Source organism: Streptomyces sp. NPDC051064, from assembly GCF_044455985.1.
Classification (GTDB): Bacteria; Actinomycetota; Actinomycetes; order Streptomycetales; family Streptomycetaceae; genus Streptomyces.
Genome location: NZ_JBITFK010000002.1, coordinates 558,045 through 573,555, shown reverse-complemented (window position 1 = coordinate 573,555; position 15,511 = coordinate 558,045). Strand labels below are relative to the sequence as shown.

Genomic DNA, 15,511 nt, shown 5'->3' with positions numbered 1-15,511 from the left:
TCGCTACTGCCCCAGCACGCCCTCGCTGCCGGGCCGCTCGCCCGGCGGCCAGTCACCGTCGTCGGGGTCCTTCGTCGTGCTGGGTGACCCGCTCGGCGTCCCGGAGGGGGTCTCGCTCGGCGTCTCGGCCGGGGGCGACTCCTCGCTGGGGGTCTCGCTCGGCGTCTCGCTGGGCGTCTCGGGCTCCTCGGACGGGGTCTCCGACGGCTCCTCGGTCTCCGACGGGGGGGCCGAGGGGGTCTCGGTCACCGGCGTCTCGCCCTCTTCGACTCCTTGCAGGTCGAATGTGGCGTCGGAGCCGCCCCCGAGCGCTCCCAGGGTGTAGTCGGCCCAGATCTTGGCGGGGAACCCGCCACCGTTGGCCCGGCCGGAGTTGGCCGTGCCGGTGAGGCTGACCTGGCCGCCGCCCTCGCCGGTGGACTCACCGAAGAGAGCCACAGCCGTGGTGAGCTCCGGGGTGTAGGCCGTGAACCAGGCCGCCTTGTTGTCCTCGGAGGTGCCGGTCTTGCCGGCCGCGTCGTAGGCGGAGGTGTTGGCCTCCCGGCCCGAACCGATGTCGACGACCTCGGTCAGCGCCTTCGTCACGGTGTCGGCGGACGCCCGGCTGATCGCCTGGCCGCCCACGCCGTCGACGGGCTCCATGGTGCGGTCGCGGTGCTCGGCGGACTTCACGATGGTCGGGGTGACCTTCTTGCCGTGGTTGTCGAGCGTGGCGTAGACCCCGGCCATGTCCCACGTCGAGGCGTTCATCGTGCCGAGCGTGATCGCGGGACGCTCCGGGAAGTTCTTGTCCGGTACGCCCATGTCCAGCGCGGTCTTCTTCACGGCGCTCGGGGTGACGTCGACGACCATCTGCGCGAAGACGGAGTTGATCGACTTGTCCATCGCCTTCTGGACGGTCGGACTGTCGTAGCTGATGTCGTCCTCGTTCTGCGGGGCGAACGGGGTGTCGCTGCCGACGACCGGGCGCTTGCTGGTGCCGTCGTAGACCGTGTTCAGGCCGATCAGGTCGCCGTCCTGGGTGGTCGACTCGTTCTCCAGGGCGGAGGCGAGCACCAGCGGCTTGAAGGTGGAGGCCGGCTGGTAGTCCTGGCGGGTGGCGTTGGAGATGTAGTGCTCGGTCGCGCCGACACCGCCGTACAGCGCGACCACCTTGCCCGTCTTCGGGTCCACGGAGGTGGCACCGGCCTGGACGGTCGCGTCGACCTTGCTGTTCTTGCGGTCGAGCTGGTTCTCCAGCTGGTCGGCGACCGACTTCTCGAGCTGCTTCTGCCGCTTCTTGTCGATGTTGAGGGTGACCGTCCAGCCGCCGGCGTCCAGCTCCTCCTCGGTGACGCCCTGCCGCTTCATCTCGTCGTTCGCGGCCTCGACGAGGTAGCCGGTCTGGCCCTCCATGCCGGGGGCCGCCTTGGGCGCGTCCGGGACGGGGAAGGTCATCTTGTCCCGCTCGGCCTTGTCCAGCCAGCCCTCGTCCACCATGTTGTTCAGCGTGTAGGCCCAGCGTTCCTTGACGAGCTTCTTGCCGCCGGGGGTGGCGTTCGCCCAGTCGTACTGGCTGGGGGCCTGGAGCAGGGCGGCGAGATAGGCGCCCTGGGAGGTGTCGAGATCCTTGGCGTCGACGCCGTAGTAGGCCTGTGCCGCCGCCTGGATGCCGCTCGCTCCGCGTCCGTAGTAGACCGTGTTGAGGTACCCGGCGAGGATGTCGTCCTTCTTCATGCGCTGGTCGACCTTGAGGGAGATCACCAGCTCCTTCAGCTTGCGGCTGACCGTCTGGTCCTGCGTGAGGTAGTAGTTCTTCACGTACTGCTGGGTGATCGTGGAGCCACCCTGCTTGCCCTTGCCGGAGAGCGTGTTGAGCAGGCCGCGCGTGGTGCCCTTGAGGTCGACGCCCTGGTCCCGGTAGAAGGACTTGTTCTCGGCGGCGACGAAGGCGTGCTGGACCGCCTTCGGCACGACGTCCAGGTCGACTATCTCGCGGTTGACCTCGGAGTTGCTCCGGGCGAGGAGCGTGCCGTCGCTGTACTTGTAGACGTTGCTCTGCTTCTGGGCCTGGGCGTTGGCCTCAGGCACGTCGACGTACACGTAGAGGGCCGCGAAGGCGCCCATCACGAGCAGGCAGAGACCGAAGAAGGTGCCCAGGATCTTCCGCCAGGTGAAGAGCCGGCGTATGCCGCCGCTCCGGGCGGCCCGGCGCGCTCCCCGCCCCTGGGCTCGTCGCGCATCCGCTCGACCCATCGCTGTGGTGCTCCTGTTCTTCTGCTCGTACCGATCCGGTCAGACCTGCCAGCTAACACTGAAAGCCTGGACAAATGACAAGCGATCCGGTCTTTTCCGGACGTGAGAATCAGCACCCACTCCTGCAGGAACCGACTCCTGAGGGGTGCACAAGGTTGCGAGGAGCGTTAATGTGTAATCACATTGCTAGCGCGGCGCTATGCCGCCCGAAACGGGGGACCCATGTCCGCACCAGACGACCTGCCCGGCACCACCGGCCCCGGCGCCGATCTGACGCCCGACGCTCCTGAGATGCCCGCGCCCCAGGTCAGGGAGGTGACCGCCCACTCCATCCCCGGCGGTCTCGGCCTGCTCCTGACCGTCCTCGGGGTGTTCCTCGGCGTGGCCCTGACCATCATCGGCGGCGTCCTCGGCTCCGACGGCCACAACGGCGTCGGCATCCCGCTCGTCGTCCTCGGTCTGCTCCTGGCCGTCGCCTCCTTCTTCTGCATGAGCGGTGTGAAGATGGTCGCTCCGGGCGAGGCCCGGGTCATCCAGCTCTTCGGCCGTTACGTCGGCACGATCCGCGCGGACGGCCTGCGCTGGATCAACCCGCTGACGTCCAGCCGCAAGATCTCCACCCGGGTCCGCAACCACGAGACGGCGGTCCTGAAGGTCAACGACGCCTACGGCAACCCGATCGAACTCGCGGCGATCGTCGTCTGGAAGGTCGAGGACACCGCGCAGGCGCTCTTCGAGGTCGACGACTTCCTGGAGTTCGTCGCCACCCAGACCGAGGCGGCGGTCCGGCACATCGCGATCGAGTACCCGTACGACGCCCACGAGGAGGGCGGGCTCTCCCTGCGGGGCAACGCCGAGGAGATCACCGAGAAGCTCGCGGTCGAGCTCACGGCACGGGTGCAGGCGGCGGGCGTCCGCATCATCGAGTCCCGTTTCAGCCACCTCGCGTACGCCCCCGAGATCGCCTCGGCGATGCTCCAGCGGCAGCAGGCGGGGGCGGTCGTCGCGGCACGCCAGCAGATCGTCGAGGGCGCGGTGGGCATGGTCGAGATGGCGCTGACCCGGATCGCGGAGCAGGACATCGTCGAGCTCGACTCCGAACGGAAGGCGGCGATGGTCAGCAACCTGATGGTGGTGCTGTGCGGTGACCGTGCGGCGCAGCCGGTCCTGAACACGGGCACGCTCTACCAGTGACCGACGACGCGGCTCCTCCCCCCGGCCGGGCGGACCGGCGCGGCCCCGCCCGCAAGCAGATGCTGCTGCGGCTCGATCCGGCGGTGCACGACGCGCTGGCCCGCTGGGCGTCGGACGAGCTCCGCAGCGCGAACGCACAGATCGAGTTCCTGCTGCGGCGGGCGCTGGCGGAGGCGGGCCGACTCCCGGGGGGCGCGGCACCGATCCCCCGCCGGGGCCGCCCCCCGAAGAGCCCGCCCCCGGAACGGCCCGAACAACCGGAGTGACCCCGGCCCGGCTTCGCGCTCAATCGCCGGACGGGCTTGATTTCGCCCCTGCATCCACACGGACCCTCGCGCCTCAAGCCCCTCCGGCGCTTGAGGCGCGAGGGTCCGGGGGCCGCCGGAGCCGTATGCACGCCAGGTATACATGCCATGTATAGTGCGTCGCATGTCAATCGGTCACACCCTCCTCGGGCTCCTCGAGTCCGGCCCCCGCCACGGCTACGACCTCAAGCGCGCCTTCGACGAGAAGTTCGGGCACGATCGTCCCCTGCACTACGGCCAGGTCTACGCGACCATGTCCCGCCTGCTCAAGAACGGGCTCGTCGAGGTCGACGGCGTCGAGACGGACGGCGGGCCCGAGCGCAAGCGGTACGCCATCACCGACGCGGGCATCACCGACGTCAGCTCCTGGCTCGCGCAGCCCGAGAAGCCCGAGCCGTATCTCCAGTCGACCCTCTACACGAAGGTCGTCCTCGCGCTGCTCACCGGCCGCGAGGCCGCCGACATCCTGGACGCCCAGCGCTCCGAGCACCTGCGCCTGATGCGCATACTCACCGACCGCAAGCGCCAGGGCGACCTCGCCGACCAGCTGATCTGCGACCACGCCCTGTTCCACCTCGAAGCCGATCTGCGCTGGCTGGAACTGACCGCCGCCCGGCTCGGCAAGCTCGCCGAGGTGGTCGCCCCGTGACCCCCGCCGGCTCTCTGCTCGCCGCTCACGACCTCCACAAGGTCTACGGCTCGACCCCCGCGCTCGACGGCGCCTCCTTCTCCGTCCACCCCGGCGAGGTCGTCGCCGTCATGGGCCCCTCCGGCTCCGGCAAGTCGACGCTGCTGCACTGCCTCGCCGGGATCGTCACCCCCGACTCGGGCACCATCAGCTACGGCGGCCGTGAGCTGTCCGCGATGTCCGACGCCGAGCGCAGCGCCCTGCGCCGCAGCGACTTCGGCTTCGTCTTCCAGTTCGGCCAGCTCGTCCCCGAGCTGACCTGCCTGGAGAACGTCGCCCTGCCGCTCCGCCTCGACGGCGTCAAGCGCAAGGATGCCGAACGCACCGCCAGGGAATGGCTGGAGCGCCTGGAGGTCGAAGACCTCGCCGCGCAGCGCCCCGGCCAGGTGTCCGGCGGTCAGGGCCAGCGCGTCGCCGTGGCCCGCGCCCTGGTCGCCTCCCCCAAGGTGATCTTCGCCGACGAGCCCACCGGTGCACTGGACTCCCTCAACGGCGAGCGGGTGATGGAGCTGCTCACCGAGTCCGCGCGCCTGGCGAACACAGCCGTCGTACTCGTCACGCACGAGGCGCGGGTCGCCGCGTACTCGGACCGCGACGTCGTCGTGCGCGACGGCCGGTGCCGCGATCTGGAGTACGCCGTATGACCTGGCTGCGTGACCTCGGCCTCGGCATACGCTTCGCCGCCGCGGGCGGACGCGAGGGCTGGGCGCGGACCGCGCTCACCGCCGTCGGGGTCGGCCTCGGTGTGGCGCTGCTGCTGGTCGCCTCGTCGGTCCCTCATCTGCTGGACGAGCGTTCCGGGCGCGACCGCGCCCGGGCGGAAGGTGCGGCCTCCTGGAACGGGAAAGTCGAGGAGTCCGACACCACCGTGCTGCGGATCGGCGCGGATACCGAGTTCAGGGGACAGGTCGTCACCGGTTTCCTGATGCGGCCGGACGGCGCGCACCCGGTCACCCCTCCCGGCGTCGAGTCCCTCCCCGCCCCGGGCGAGATGGTCGCCTCACCCGCCCTGAAGGAGCTGCTGGCCTCGCGGGAGGGCAGCCTCCTCAAGGAGCGCCTCCCGTACCGGATCTCCGCGACGATCGGTGACGCGGGCCTGCTCTCCCCGGGAGAGCTGTACTACTACGCGGGCAGCGACACCCTGACCCCGGCCACCGGCGGTCACCGGGTGGGCGGTTACGGGGACAGGGACTGGAGCAACGAGCTGCCGCCCGTCCTGGTCGTCCTGGTCATCATCATCTGCGTCGTGCTCCTGGTTCCCGTGGCGATCTTCATCGCCACCGCCGTACGGTTCGGCGGCGAACGCCGGGACCGCCGGCTGGCCGCCCTGCGCCTGGTCGGTACGGACATCCGGGCGACCCGCAGGATCGCGGCGGGTGAGGCCCTGTTCGGCTCGCTGCTCGGCCTGCTGGCGGGGGCGGTGTTCTTCCTGGCCGGCCGCAGGTTCGTGGGCGAGGTGGAACTGTGGGGCCACAGCGCCTTCCCGTCCGACCTGGTCCCCGCCGGGTGGCTGGCCGCGCTGATCGCGGTGGCGGTGCCCCTCGCCGCGGTGCTCGTCACCCTCGCCGCCCTGCGCTCCGTGGTCATCGAACCGCTCGGCGTCGTACGCAACGCCGCCGCCCGGCGGCGCCGCCTCTGGTGGCGGCTGCTGGTGCCGGCCGCGGGAATCGCCGTGCTGGCACTGACCGGGCGGGTGGACGAGTTCGCCCCCGTCAACCCGTACCCGATCGCGGCCGGCGCCGTGCTGGTCCTCGTCGGGCTCGCGCTGCTGCTCCCCTGGCTGGTCGAGGCGGTCGTGCAACGGCTGCGCGGCGGCCCCCTGCCCTGGCAGCTCGCCGTCCGCAGGCTCCAGCTGACCAGCGGGGCCGCTTCCCGCGCGGTCAGCGGCATCACGGTCGCGGTGGCGGGCGCGGTCGCCCTGCAGATGCTGTTCGCCGCCGTGGGGGACGATTTCGAGCGGGTGACGGGTCAGGACCCGTCACGGGCGCAGTTCACCACGTACTCCGAGGACGTCAGCGGGGAGGCCGCCGCCAGGACCATCGAGGACTTCCGGGCCACCGAGGGGGTCGAGGCCGTCATCGGCACGGTCGAGACGTACGTGACCAAGCCGGGGACGTACAGGCAGGACGAGATCCAGCCCACCACCATCCTGACCGTCGGCGACTGCGCCACCCTGAAGGAGCTGGCGGCGGTCGGCTCCTGCAAGGAGGGGGACGTCTTCGTCGTTCACCCGGAGGGCGACAAGAAGCAGGCCGACTGGATCGACGAGACGGCGCGCAAGGGCGAGGAGATCGAGCTCAACTCCTCCCACGGCTTGGAGCCGGGCGCGAAGTCGATGCTCTGGACCCTGCCGGCCGGGGCCCGGACCGTGAAGGCCGGGCTCGACCCGCTCGGCAAGGAGCACTGGGGCATCATGGCGACACCCGGCGCGATCGACCCGGGCACCCTGCCCAACGCCCAGATCACGGCCCAGCTCCGGGTCGACCGGAGCGTGGAGGACGTCGCCGAGCACGTGCGGAACACGGCGGCCAGGATCGACCCCGCGATGCGGGTCACCACCCTGACCTCCGTGGCGCGCGACCGCCAGTACGCCAGCGTCCAGACGGCGTTGCGACTGGGAGCGGTGGCCACTCTGATGCTGATCGCCGTGTCCATGCTGGTCTCGCAGCTGGAACAGCTCCGGGAACGCAAGCGGCTGCTGTCGGTGCTGGTCGCCTTCGGCACCAGGCGGGTCACCCTCGGCTGGTCGGTGCTCTGGCAGACCGCCCTCCCCGTGGTCGTCGGCCTGCTGGTCGCGACGGCGGGCGGCCTGGGGCTGGGTGTCGTGCTGACGTGGATGCTGGCCAAGTCGGTCACCCAGTGGTGGCTGTTCCTGCCGATGGCGGGCGCGGGCGGCGCCCTCATCGTGGCCGTGACCGTGCTCTCCCTGCCCTTGCTGTGGCGACTGATGCGCCCGGACGGGCTGCGCACGGAGTGATGGGCGGGGGTGAGTGCGCCGGGAGGCGCGCTCACCCCTCCTCGGGCACCCGGACCGGCAGCGCCCCCATCGCCCCGCGCAGAGCGGCCGCGAGCTCCTCGAACTCCTCGTGCCTCGCCGAGCCCGTCCGCACCGCCAGCGCCACCCGCCGGGAGGGCGCGGGATCCTCGAAGTACCCGGTGGCCAGCGCCTCGTTACGCCCGGTCTCCACCGTCACGGCCGTACGCGGAAGCAGCGTCACCCCGAGCCCGCCCGCGACGAGCTGGACCAGCGTGGAGAGCCCGGCCGCGGTTGTCGTCACCGGCGCCCCCTGGGTGCGCCCCGCCTCCCGGCAGATGTCCAGCGCCTGGTCGCGCAGGCAGTGCCCCTCGTCGAGCAGCAGCAGCGGCAGATCGCGCAGCGTCCCGCGCGGCAGGCCGGTACGCCCGGCGAGCTGGTGCTGCTTCTCCATGACGAGCACGAAGTCCTCGTCGAACAGAGGCAGTTCCGTGACGCCGGGCACCCCGAGCGGCACCGCGAGCAGCAGCAGGTCCAGCCGGCCGGCCCCCAGCCCCTCCAGCAGTGAGGAGGTCTGCTCCTCATGGACCTGGAGGTCCAGGTCCGGGTAGCGCTCATGGACCAGCCTGAGCACGGCCGGCAGCAGATACGGGGCGACCGTCGGGATCACGCCGAGCCTGAGCACCCCGGTGAAGGGCGCGCGCACCGCCTCGGCCTCCTCCATCAGCTCGCCGAGCGCCTCCAGCACCGCCCGGCTCCGCACCGCGAGGCGCTCTCCCTCGGGCGAGAGCAGCACCTTGCGCGTCGTACGCTCGATGAGCTGGACACCCAGTGCCACCTCCAGCGCGGACACCGCCCCGGAGAGCGCGGGCTGACTCATCCCGATTGCTGCCGCCGCGTCCCGGAAGTGCAGATGCTCCGCCACGGCCGCGAAGGCGCGCAGCTGCGAGAGGCTGGGCTGCTTGACCCTAATAGCCTGATTTACATACGCCACTGATAGGCACCTCCGATCGTACGGACCGAGTGTATCCAGATCTACAATCAATGCACTCAGTGCCAGAGCGGGTAAGTTCACCCCCGACGGAAGATCGTCTTCGTGCACACCAGTATCACTGGACAACACTTTCGAGTGTGATATCCCAATATAAGGGCTGGTCACGCCCTACCAGCCTTAACGTCCCCTTGAGTCAACTTCCGGGGAGGACATGACGTGATTCCTGTGGGCGCCTATGCGCGCGTATCGGAGGACAAGGCGCTCAGGGCGAACGCTGCCGACTGGCGCGAGATCGGCGAACAGGTTGCCGAGCAGTTCAAAGACATGGACGCGTTGGCAGCCGAGCTGGGCGTCACCATCACTCGCCGTTACAACGACAACAACCGCCCGGCCGGCGACCCGCATATCGTCCGCAACGACTTCGAAGCGCTGCTGGTCGACCTGGAGAACGGCACCGTCCGGGGCATCCTCTTCTACCACTCCGACCGTCTGGTCCGGCAGGAATACGATGCGGCCCGGATCAACCGGCTCTTCCAGCTCAATCCCACGTACGTGGGGCGGGCAGTCGCGGGTGGTACCGATCTGTCCACTCAAGAGGGCCGGTCGATGCTCACCATCCAGGCCACCATGGGCGGCATGGAGGTGTACAGCACCCGGCGACGCGTCGCCCGAAAGAACAAGGGCCTGGCCGAGCGCGGACACATACACGGAGGTCCGCGGCCTTTCGGATGGGCCGAAGATCGCCGGACGCTGCATGACACCGAGGCCGAAGAGCTTCGCAAAGCAGTCCTCGCGATTCCTGGCGGCCTCACGGTCGGCGAAATCCGCAAGCAGTGGATCGATCTCGGATACGAGCCCACGCGCAACAAGAAGAAGCCCGGGACACAGACCCTGCAGCACAGCACCGTCGAGACTCGCCTCATCAACCCCCGCATCTGCGGCTACAGGACCTACCTGCCTCAGGCCGAGCGGCGTGACGCCAAAAGGCCGTGGATGCCCGACTTCGTCGTACGCAAGGACGGCAAGCCCGTCATGGGTAACTGGGAAGCCATCGTCTCCCCCGAAGAGTGGCAAGCGTGCGTAGCCACCATCGAGGAGCGGAAGAGGGCCAGGGTCGAGGGTCGGGCAGCACACACCACCTCGGCCAAGTACCTCCTTTCCGGAATCGCTCGTTGCGGAAAGTGCAGCTTCCCCTTGATGTCGAACCAGTATTCGAAGGGGACCGCATCCCACGAGCGGTACGGCTATCGGTACGCCTGTCTCACCACGCTCGGCGGGTGCGGCGGCGTCACCAGAGTCGGCCCCCCGATGGAGCACATGGTCGAGGAAGCCTTCCTCCTGGAGGTCCGCCGGAGCCTCGGGACGGTTGCCGGGCAAGTGGAGATCAACGAGACGAAGCACGACGTCCGGCTCGCCAGGATCGACCAAGAGATCGCAGAGGTCAGCGAACGCCGCAGGGCGAAACGCATCAGCATGAGCACGGCACTCGACCTGATCGAGGAGCTCGAGGGCGAGCGGGACGAGCTGAACCGACAGCGCCGGCAGCTGGTCGCCGCGAAGGTTCGCAGGCAGAACATCTCCCCGTCTCTTCCGGAGGAGTGGAAGGGATACTCGGTCTCGCAGAGGAAAATCCGGCTCCGCGAGTCGATCCGGGCCGTAATGGTCCACCCCGCGGGACGTGGTCGTAGGTTCGACCCCTCGCTGATCGAGGTCGTCTGGATTGAGGGCGGGAAGTGAGTAGCAGCCCCCGTCCGTCTGCGGTCGCGCCGACCTCTCCCATGAGTCTCAGCCGCTGGGACGGATCGCCGACGTCTACCACTGATCGCCCACTTCTATCAATCCCTTCGACGTGTCCGATTTCCGTGATCAATGGGGCATGTGGGACTGTGCTCAGGTCCAACCCCAAGCAACACAGGAGTGCCCCGAATCATGCTCACCGTTGGTGACAAGTTCCCCGAGTTCGAACTGACTGCTTGCGTCTCCCTGGAGAAGGGTGAGGAGTTCGAGACCATCACCCACAAGACGTATGAGGGTTGGAAAGTGATCTTCGCGTGGCCGAAGGACTTCACCTTCGTGTGCCCCACCGAGATCGCCGCCTTCGGCAAGCTGAACGACGAGTTCGCCGACCGTGACGCGCAGATCCTCGGCTTCTCCGGTGACTCCGAGTTCGTGCACCACGCCTGGCGCAAGGACCACCCGGACCTGACCGACCTGCCCTTCCCGATGCTCGCCGACTCGAAGCACGAGCTCATGCGTGACCTCGGCATCGAGGGCGAGGACGGCTTCGCGCAGCGCGCCGTCTTCATCGTCGACCAGAACAACGAGATCCAGTTCACGATGGTGACCGCCGGTTCCGTGGGCCGTAACCCCAAGGAGGTCCTGCGGGTCCTCGACGCCCTGCAGACCGACGAGCTGTGCCCCTGCAACTGGACCAAGGGCGAGAACACCCTCGACCCGGTCGCCCTCCTCTCCGGCGAGTGAGCTGATACCGACATGGCACTCGATGAACTGAAGTCCGCCATACCGGACTTCGCCAAGGACCTGAAGCTGAACCTCGGCTCGGTCATCGGCAACAGCGAGCTCCCGCAGCAGCAGCTGTGGGGCACCGTCCTGGCCTGCGCGATCGCCTCGCGCTCGCCGAAGGTGCTGCGCGAGCTGGAGCCGGAGGCCAAGGCCAACCTCTCCGCCGAGGCGTACACCGCGGCGAAGTCGGCCGCCGCCGTCATGGCGATGAACAACGTCTTCTACCGCACCCGGCACCTGCTGTCGGACCCCGAGTACGGAAACCTCCGTGCGGGCCTGCGGATGAACGTCATCGGCAAGCCCGGCGTGGAGAAGGTCGACTTCGAGCTGTGGTCGCTCGCCGTCTCCGCGATCAACGGCTGCGGCCAGTGCCTGGACTCCCACGAGCAGGTGCTGCGCAAGGCGGGCGTCGACCGTGAGACCATTCAGGAAGCCGTCAAGATTGCTTCGGTGATCCAGGCGGTCGGCGTGACCCTCGAATCCGAGGCCGTGCTCGCCGAGTAGTACCCATGAACGAGAAGGGCCCCGAGGACGACCGACCGTCCCTGGGGCCCTTCTTCTGTCACTCCTCCGGCTCGTCCACCGGGCCCGGCCGCTCGCCGGCGGCGCCGGCCCGCTCGGGGGGCCGGGCGGGCGGCGGTTCCGTCGGCGGGAGGGCGGAGAGCGCCGTGGCGCCGTGTGGCCCTGGCCCGTGGAGCACCGCGGGGTCCTGCCCGTACGAGCGCAGATAGCCGACCACCGTGTTGGTCACGGCGACCAGGGGTACGGCGACGACCGCACCGCCGATACCCGCGACCATGCCGCCCGCCGCGACCGACAGCACGACGGCCAGCGGGTGGACGCGTACGGCGCGGCCGAGGATGAAGGGCTGCAGGATGTGGCCCTCGATCTGCTGCACGGCGAGCACCACGATCAGCACCATCAGCGCGGTGAACACGCCCTGGGTGACGAGCGCGACGACCACGGCGAGGGCGCCGGAGACCACGGCGCCGACCAGGGGGATGAAGGCGAAGAGGAAGATGAAGACGGCGAGCGGAACCGCCATCGGCACATCGAGGAAGTAGATCCCGAGCCCGATGAAGATCGCGTCGATCAGGGCGACGATCACCGTGCCCCGCACATAGGCGGTCAGCGTCCGCCAGGCGCGCGGTCCGGCGCCGGCGACGCCCGGCCGTGCCTGGGAGGGCACCAGCTTGAGCACCCACTGCCAGATGCGCTTCCCGTCGTAGAGCAGGAAGAGCGTCGAGAACATCGCCAGCAGCAGCCCGGTGAGGACCTCCACCATCACGGTGACGCCCTGGAGCCCGGCGGAGGTGATCTCCTCCGTGTTGGTGCCGATGGTGTCGCTGAGGTTCTTCGCGATGTCGTTGATCTGCGACTCGGTGACATGGAACGGGCTGTCCAGGAGCCAGCGCTTCAGCTCGTCGATGCCGTCACGGACCCGGTCGGACAGATCGTCCAGATTGTCCATCACCTGCCAGACGACGAACCAGCCGACCAGCCCCATGATGACGAAGCCGAGCACCGCCGTGACCGCGGTGGCCAGACCGCGCGGCAGCCCGAGCCGCCTCAGCCGTACGACCGTGGGCTGGAGCATCGCGGTCACCAGCAGGGCGGCGACGAACGCGAGGACGACCAGCTGGACGGCGCTGATGATCCGCATGAGCACCCAGAGGGTGCCGGCCAGGACCAGCAGCCGCCAGCCCGCCTCGGCCGCCACACGCATCCCCCAGGGGATCGCGGCCACCGGGTCGGGCCTGGCGGCGACGGAGGGGGCGTAGGAGGGCGGGGCGGGCACCTGTTCGGCGACGACCGTGGAGAGCGTCGACGACGAGGTGCTCACGGCGTCCGCCTCGGCGCGGCGCTCGTCCTCGGCGCGGCGTTCTTCCAGGCGCGCCCCGATCTCGGTGAGTTCGGCACCCACCCGGCCGAGCCACCCCGGAAGTTTCGACATGGAATTTCCCTTTCCCCCGCCCGCTCCCCGCACGCCCCCCGGAGCTGTCCGGATCGACCGTACACGCGAGAAGCCCCGCACCGTAGGACGGTGCGGGGCGTCTGGCGGTTGAGCTCGGAACCTTGCGGGGCTCCTAGTACCAGTTGTTGGCCTGCCAGAAGGACCAGGCGCCGCACGGGCTGCCGTAGCGGCCGTCCATGTAGCTGAGGCCCCACTTGATCTGGGTGGCCGGGTTGGTCTGCCAGTCGGCGCCGGCGGACGACATCTTGGAGCCGGGCAGCGCCTGCACGAGCCCGTACGCGCCCGAGGAGGGGTTGCTCGCCTGATAGTTCCAGGTCGACTCGTGGTTCACGATGTTGCTGAAGCACTGGAACTGGTCCGCGGGGACCATCTGGCGTGCCATCGCCTGCACTTCGGCCACGCTGTAGGAGCTCTGCGCGGAGAAGGAAGTGGCGTCGCGCACGGAGGAACGGCTCGCGCGGTCGGCCTCCTTCTTGGCCTCGCGCTCCGCCTCCAGCCTGTCCTCGGCCGCCTGCTTCTTCGACTTGGCGTCCTTGGCGGCCTGGATGCGGGCCGTCTCCTCGGCCGACTTCTTGGCCGCCGCGTCGGCCGCGGAGGCCTGTGCGTCGGCCTGCTGCGTCAGCGAAGCGGTCTGAACCTGGGCCTGCTGGCCCGCGGGGATGTCTGCGAGCAGCGTGGTGTCGGCTGCGGCCGCCTCGAAGTTGTTGTCGTCGACAGCGGGAGTGCTGCCCGACGCAACGCCTACGACGGCGCCTACGGTGGTTACGGCGGTGGCGGATGCCACGGCGAACCCCCGGACCGAGATCCGGCTCACACGGTGTCCTTCCAGCATCGCCCGCTTAGGTGACCTCGCGGGCGCAATCGTGCCCCTGACACTGGCCTCCCTACTGCTTGGGTCACGGGAGGCACGGGCCCGGTGGGCGACTCCCTTGCGGAAGCGCCGCGTGGTGCTCGCGGGCGGCATACGGGCGGCAAGTGTTGAGTTGTGTGGTGCGTGGCGCCTCTGGAGGTGCCCAAGTGCCGTATGCGGGGCCTGACGGAAGCAAGACTCTGCCGGAAGGACACGGCGCGTTGCAATTCTGTGCTGCGTGTTAAAGCTCACACCCCGTTTGGCGCACCGCTTTTTCGGAAATGACGGCGCAGCACAATGCCGCCCGGCTAAGCTCCTTGGCTCGCCGGGCGGCATCTATGGGGTGTTACGGGTCAGATGTGTCCGTCCTCCAGCATTTCGGTCACCAGCGCGGCGATCGGCGAGCGCTCGGAACGGGTGAGCGTGACGTGCGCGAAGAGCGGATGCCCCTTCAGCTTCTCGACCACGGCGACGACTCCGTCGTACCGGCCGACCCTGAGGTTGTCCCGCTGCGCCACGTCGTGCGTGAGCACCACCCGCGAATTGGCCCCGATACGGGACAACACGGTCAGCAGGACGTTCCGCTCGAGTGACTGCGCCTCGTCCACGATCACGAACGCGTCGTGGAGCGAACGCCCCCGGATATGCGTGAGCGGGAGGATCTCCAGCATCCCGCGCCCCAGCACCTCTTCGATGACCTCGCGCCCGGCGACCGCCGACAGCGTGTCGAAGACGGCCTGCGCCCAGGGGCTCATCTTCTCGGCCTCGCTGCCGGGGAGATAGCCGAGCTCCTGCCCGCCGACCGCGTACAACGGCCGGAAGACCATCACCTTCTGGTGCTGACGGCGCTCCAGCACGGCCTCCAGGCCCGCGCAGAGAGCCAGGGCCGACTTGCCCGTGCCCGCCCGGCCGCCCATGGACACGATGCCGACGTCCTGGTCGAGGAGCAGATCGAGCGCGATGCGCTGCTCGGCGCTGCGTCCGTGGATCCCGAAGGCCTCCCGGTCGCCGCGCACGAGACGGACATTGCCCTCGGCCGTGACCCTGCCGAGCGCCTTGCCGCGCTCGGACTGGAGGACCAGCCCCGTGTGCACGGGGTATTCGGCCGCTTCGGGGATGTACAGGCTCTCCTCGCCGAAGAGCAGGTCGACCTGCTCCGCCGCGAGGGTGAGCTCCGCCATCCCGGTCCAGCCGGAGTCGGTGACGGCGAGTTCGGCGCGGTACTCCTCGGCGAGGAGACCGACCGAGGACGCCTTGATCCGAAGCGGCAGGTCCTTGGAGACGACCGTGACGTCGTACCCCTCGGCCTGCAGATTGCGTGCGACCGCGAGGATCCGTGAGTCGTTGTCCCCCAACCGGTAGCCGGCCGGAAGGACGCCGGGGTCGGAATGGTTGAGTTCGACACGGAGCGACCCGCCCAGATCCCCGAGCGGGATCGGGGCGTCCAGCCGGCCGTACCGGACGCGGAAGTCGTCCAGCAGGCGCAGGGCCTGCCTGGCGAAGTATCCGAGCTCGGGGTGGTGCCTTTTGGCCTCCAGCTCCGTGACCACGACGATCGGCAGCACGACTTCGTGCTCGTCGAACCGGGTCACGGCTTTGGGGTCGGCCAGCAGGACGCTGGTGTCGAGAACGTATGTGCGCCTGTCGGGCATGCGGCGCTTGCTGCTGGTCACCACGGAAGGACGTACCCCCTCGGACGAGGTCGGGGAGTGCGACGGAGGTCGCGGAACTTCCCGAAGGGAGAGGACGGACCGGGTTCGGACCCCGTGCGCG

The 15,511-nt window shown here is 69.3% G+C and carries 13 protein-coding genes; 8 read left to right on the top strand and 5 right to left on the bottom strand.

What is annotated here, in order from left to right; genetic code table 11:
• Positions 1–3: 3 nt before the first annotated feature.
• Complete coding sequence (locus tag ACIBCU_RS09475; RefSeq protein WP_399230377.1) at positions 4–2,235, bottom strand: transglycosylase domain-containing protein; 2,232 nt, start codon at positions 2,233–2,235, stop codon at positions 4–6.
• Between the two features lie 222 nt (positions 2,236–2,457).
• Between ACIBCU_RS09475 and ACIBCU_RS09470 the strand changes: the two genes are divergently transcribed.
• From ACIBCU_RS09470 to ACIBCU_RS09450, 5 genes are all read left to right on the top strand, one after another.
• Positions 2,458–3,429 (top strand): SPFH domain-containing protein, encoded by a 972-nt coding sequence (locus tag ACIBCU_RS09470; RefSeq protein WP_362938028.1) that lies wholly within the window; start codon positions 2,458–2,460, stop codon positions 3,427–3,429.
• A complete protein-coding gene (locus ACIBCU_RS09465) occupies positions 3,426–3,695 on the top strand; it encodes a hypothetical protein (RefSeq protein ID WP_399230375.1) in 270 nt (89 codons plus the stop codon). The genes ACIBCU_RS09470 and ACIBCU_RS09465 overlap by 4 nt, the downstream gene beginning before the upstream one ends.
• A gap of 163 nt (positions 3,696–3,858) precedes the next feature.
• Entirely contained in the window at positions 3,859–4,383 is a 525-nt protein-coding gene (locus tag ACIBCU_RS09460; protein WP_362938034.1) for a PadR family transcriptional regulator, read from the top strand.
• Positions 4,380–5,066: an ABC transporter ATP-binding protein gene (locus tag ACIBCU_RS09455; protein WP_362938037.1), complete on the top strand. Its 687-nt coding sequence runs from the start codon at positions 4,380–4,382 to the stop codon at positions 5,064–5,066. The genes ACIBCU_RS09460 and ACIBCU_RS09455 overlap by 4 nt, the downstream gene beginning before the upstream one ends.
• Positions 5,063–7,399 (top strand): ABC transporter permease, encoded by a 2,337-nt coding sequence (locus ACIBCU_RS09450; RefSeq protein ID WP_399230372.1) that lies wholly within the window; start codon positions 5,063–5,065, stop codon positions 7,397–7,399. Before ACIBCU_RS09455 ends, ACIBCU_RS09450 begins: the two co-directional genes overlap by 4 nt.
• 31 nt (positions 7,400–7,430) lie before the next feature.
• Here the strand turns inward: ACIBCU_RS09450 and ACIBCU_RS09445 are convergent, their stop codons facing one another.
• Positions 7,431–8,390, bottom strand: coding sequence for a LysR substrate-binding domain-containing protein (locus tag ACIBCU_RS09445; protein WP_362938043.1), 960 nt, complete (start codon positions 8,388–8,390; stop codon positions 7,431–7,433).
• A 216-nt stretch (positions 8,391–8,606) separates the two neighbouring features.
• On the opposite strand from ACIBCU_RS09445, the gene ACIBCU_RS09440 reads away from it, so the two are divergent.
• The 3 genes from ACIBCU_RS09440 (at position 8,607) to ACIBCU_RS09430 (ending at position 11,417) form a co-directional block, all read left to right on the top strand.
• A complete protein-coding gene (locus ACIBCU_RS09440; protein ID WP_399230370.1) occupies positions 8,607–10,127 on the top strand; it encodes a recombinase family protein in 1,521 nt (506 codons plus the stop codon).
• 192 nt (positions 10,128–10,319) lie between these two features.
• Positions 10,320–10,871 (top strand): peroxiredoxin, encoded by a 552-nt coding sequence (locus tag ACIBCU_RS09435; RefSeq protein ID WP_362938049.1) that lies wholly within the window; start codon positions 10,320–10,322, stop codon positions 10,869–10,871.
• 12 nt (positions 10,872–10,883) lie between these two features.
• Positions 10,884–11,417, top strand: coding sequence for an alkyl hydroperoxide reductase (locus tag ACIBCU_RS09430; protein WP_362938052.1), 534 nt, complete (start codon positions 10,884–10,886; stop codon positions 11,415–11,417).
• Positions 11,418–11,475: 58 nt separating this feature from the next.
• Here the strand turns inward: ACIBCU_RS09430 and ACIBCU_RS09425 are convergent, their stop codons facing one another.
• The 3 genes from ACIBCU_RS09425 to ACIBCU_RS09415 all read right to left on the bottom strand — a co-directional run bounded on the left by ACIBCU_RS09425 (position 11,476) and on the right by ACIBCU_RS09415 (position 15,414).
• Positions 11,476–12,867 carry an AI-2E family transporter gene (locus ACIBCU_RS09425; RefSeq protein ID WP_399230367.1) on the bottom strand — a complete coding sequence of 464 codons (1,392 nt, stop codon included), beginning with the start codon at positions 12,865–12,867 and terminating at the stop codon, positions 11,476–11,478.
• A gap of 133 nt (positions 12,868–13,000) precedes the next feature.
• Positions 13,001–13,702 carry a lytic transglycosylase domain-containing protein gene (locus ACIBCU_RS09420; RefSeq protein WP_362938057.1) on the bottom strand — a complete coding sequence of 234 codons (702 nt, stop codon included), beginning with the start codon at positions 13,700–13,702 and terminating at the stop codon, positions 13,001–13,003.
• 389 nt (positions 13,703–14,091) lie between these two features.
• Positions 14,092–15,414 carry a PhoH family protein gene (locus ACIBCU_RS09415; protein WP_362938060.1) on the bottom strand — a complete coding sequence of 441 codons (1,323 nt, stop codon included), beginning with the start codon at positions 15,412–15,414 and terminating at the stop codon, positions 14,092–14,094.
• Between the last annotated feature and the right edge of the window lie 97 nt (positions 15,415–15,511).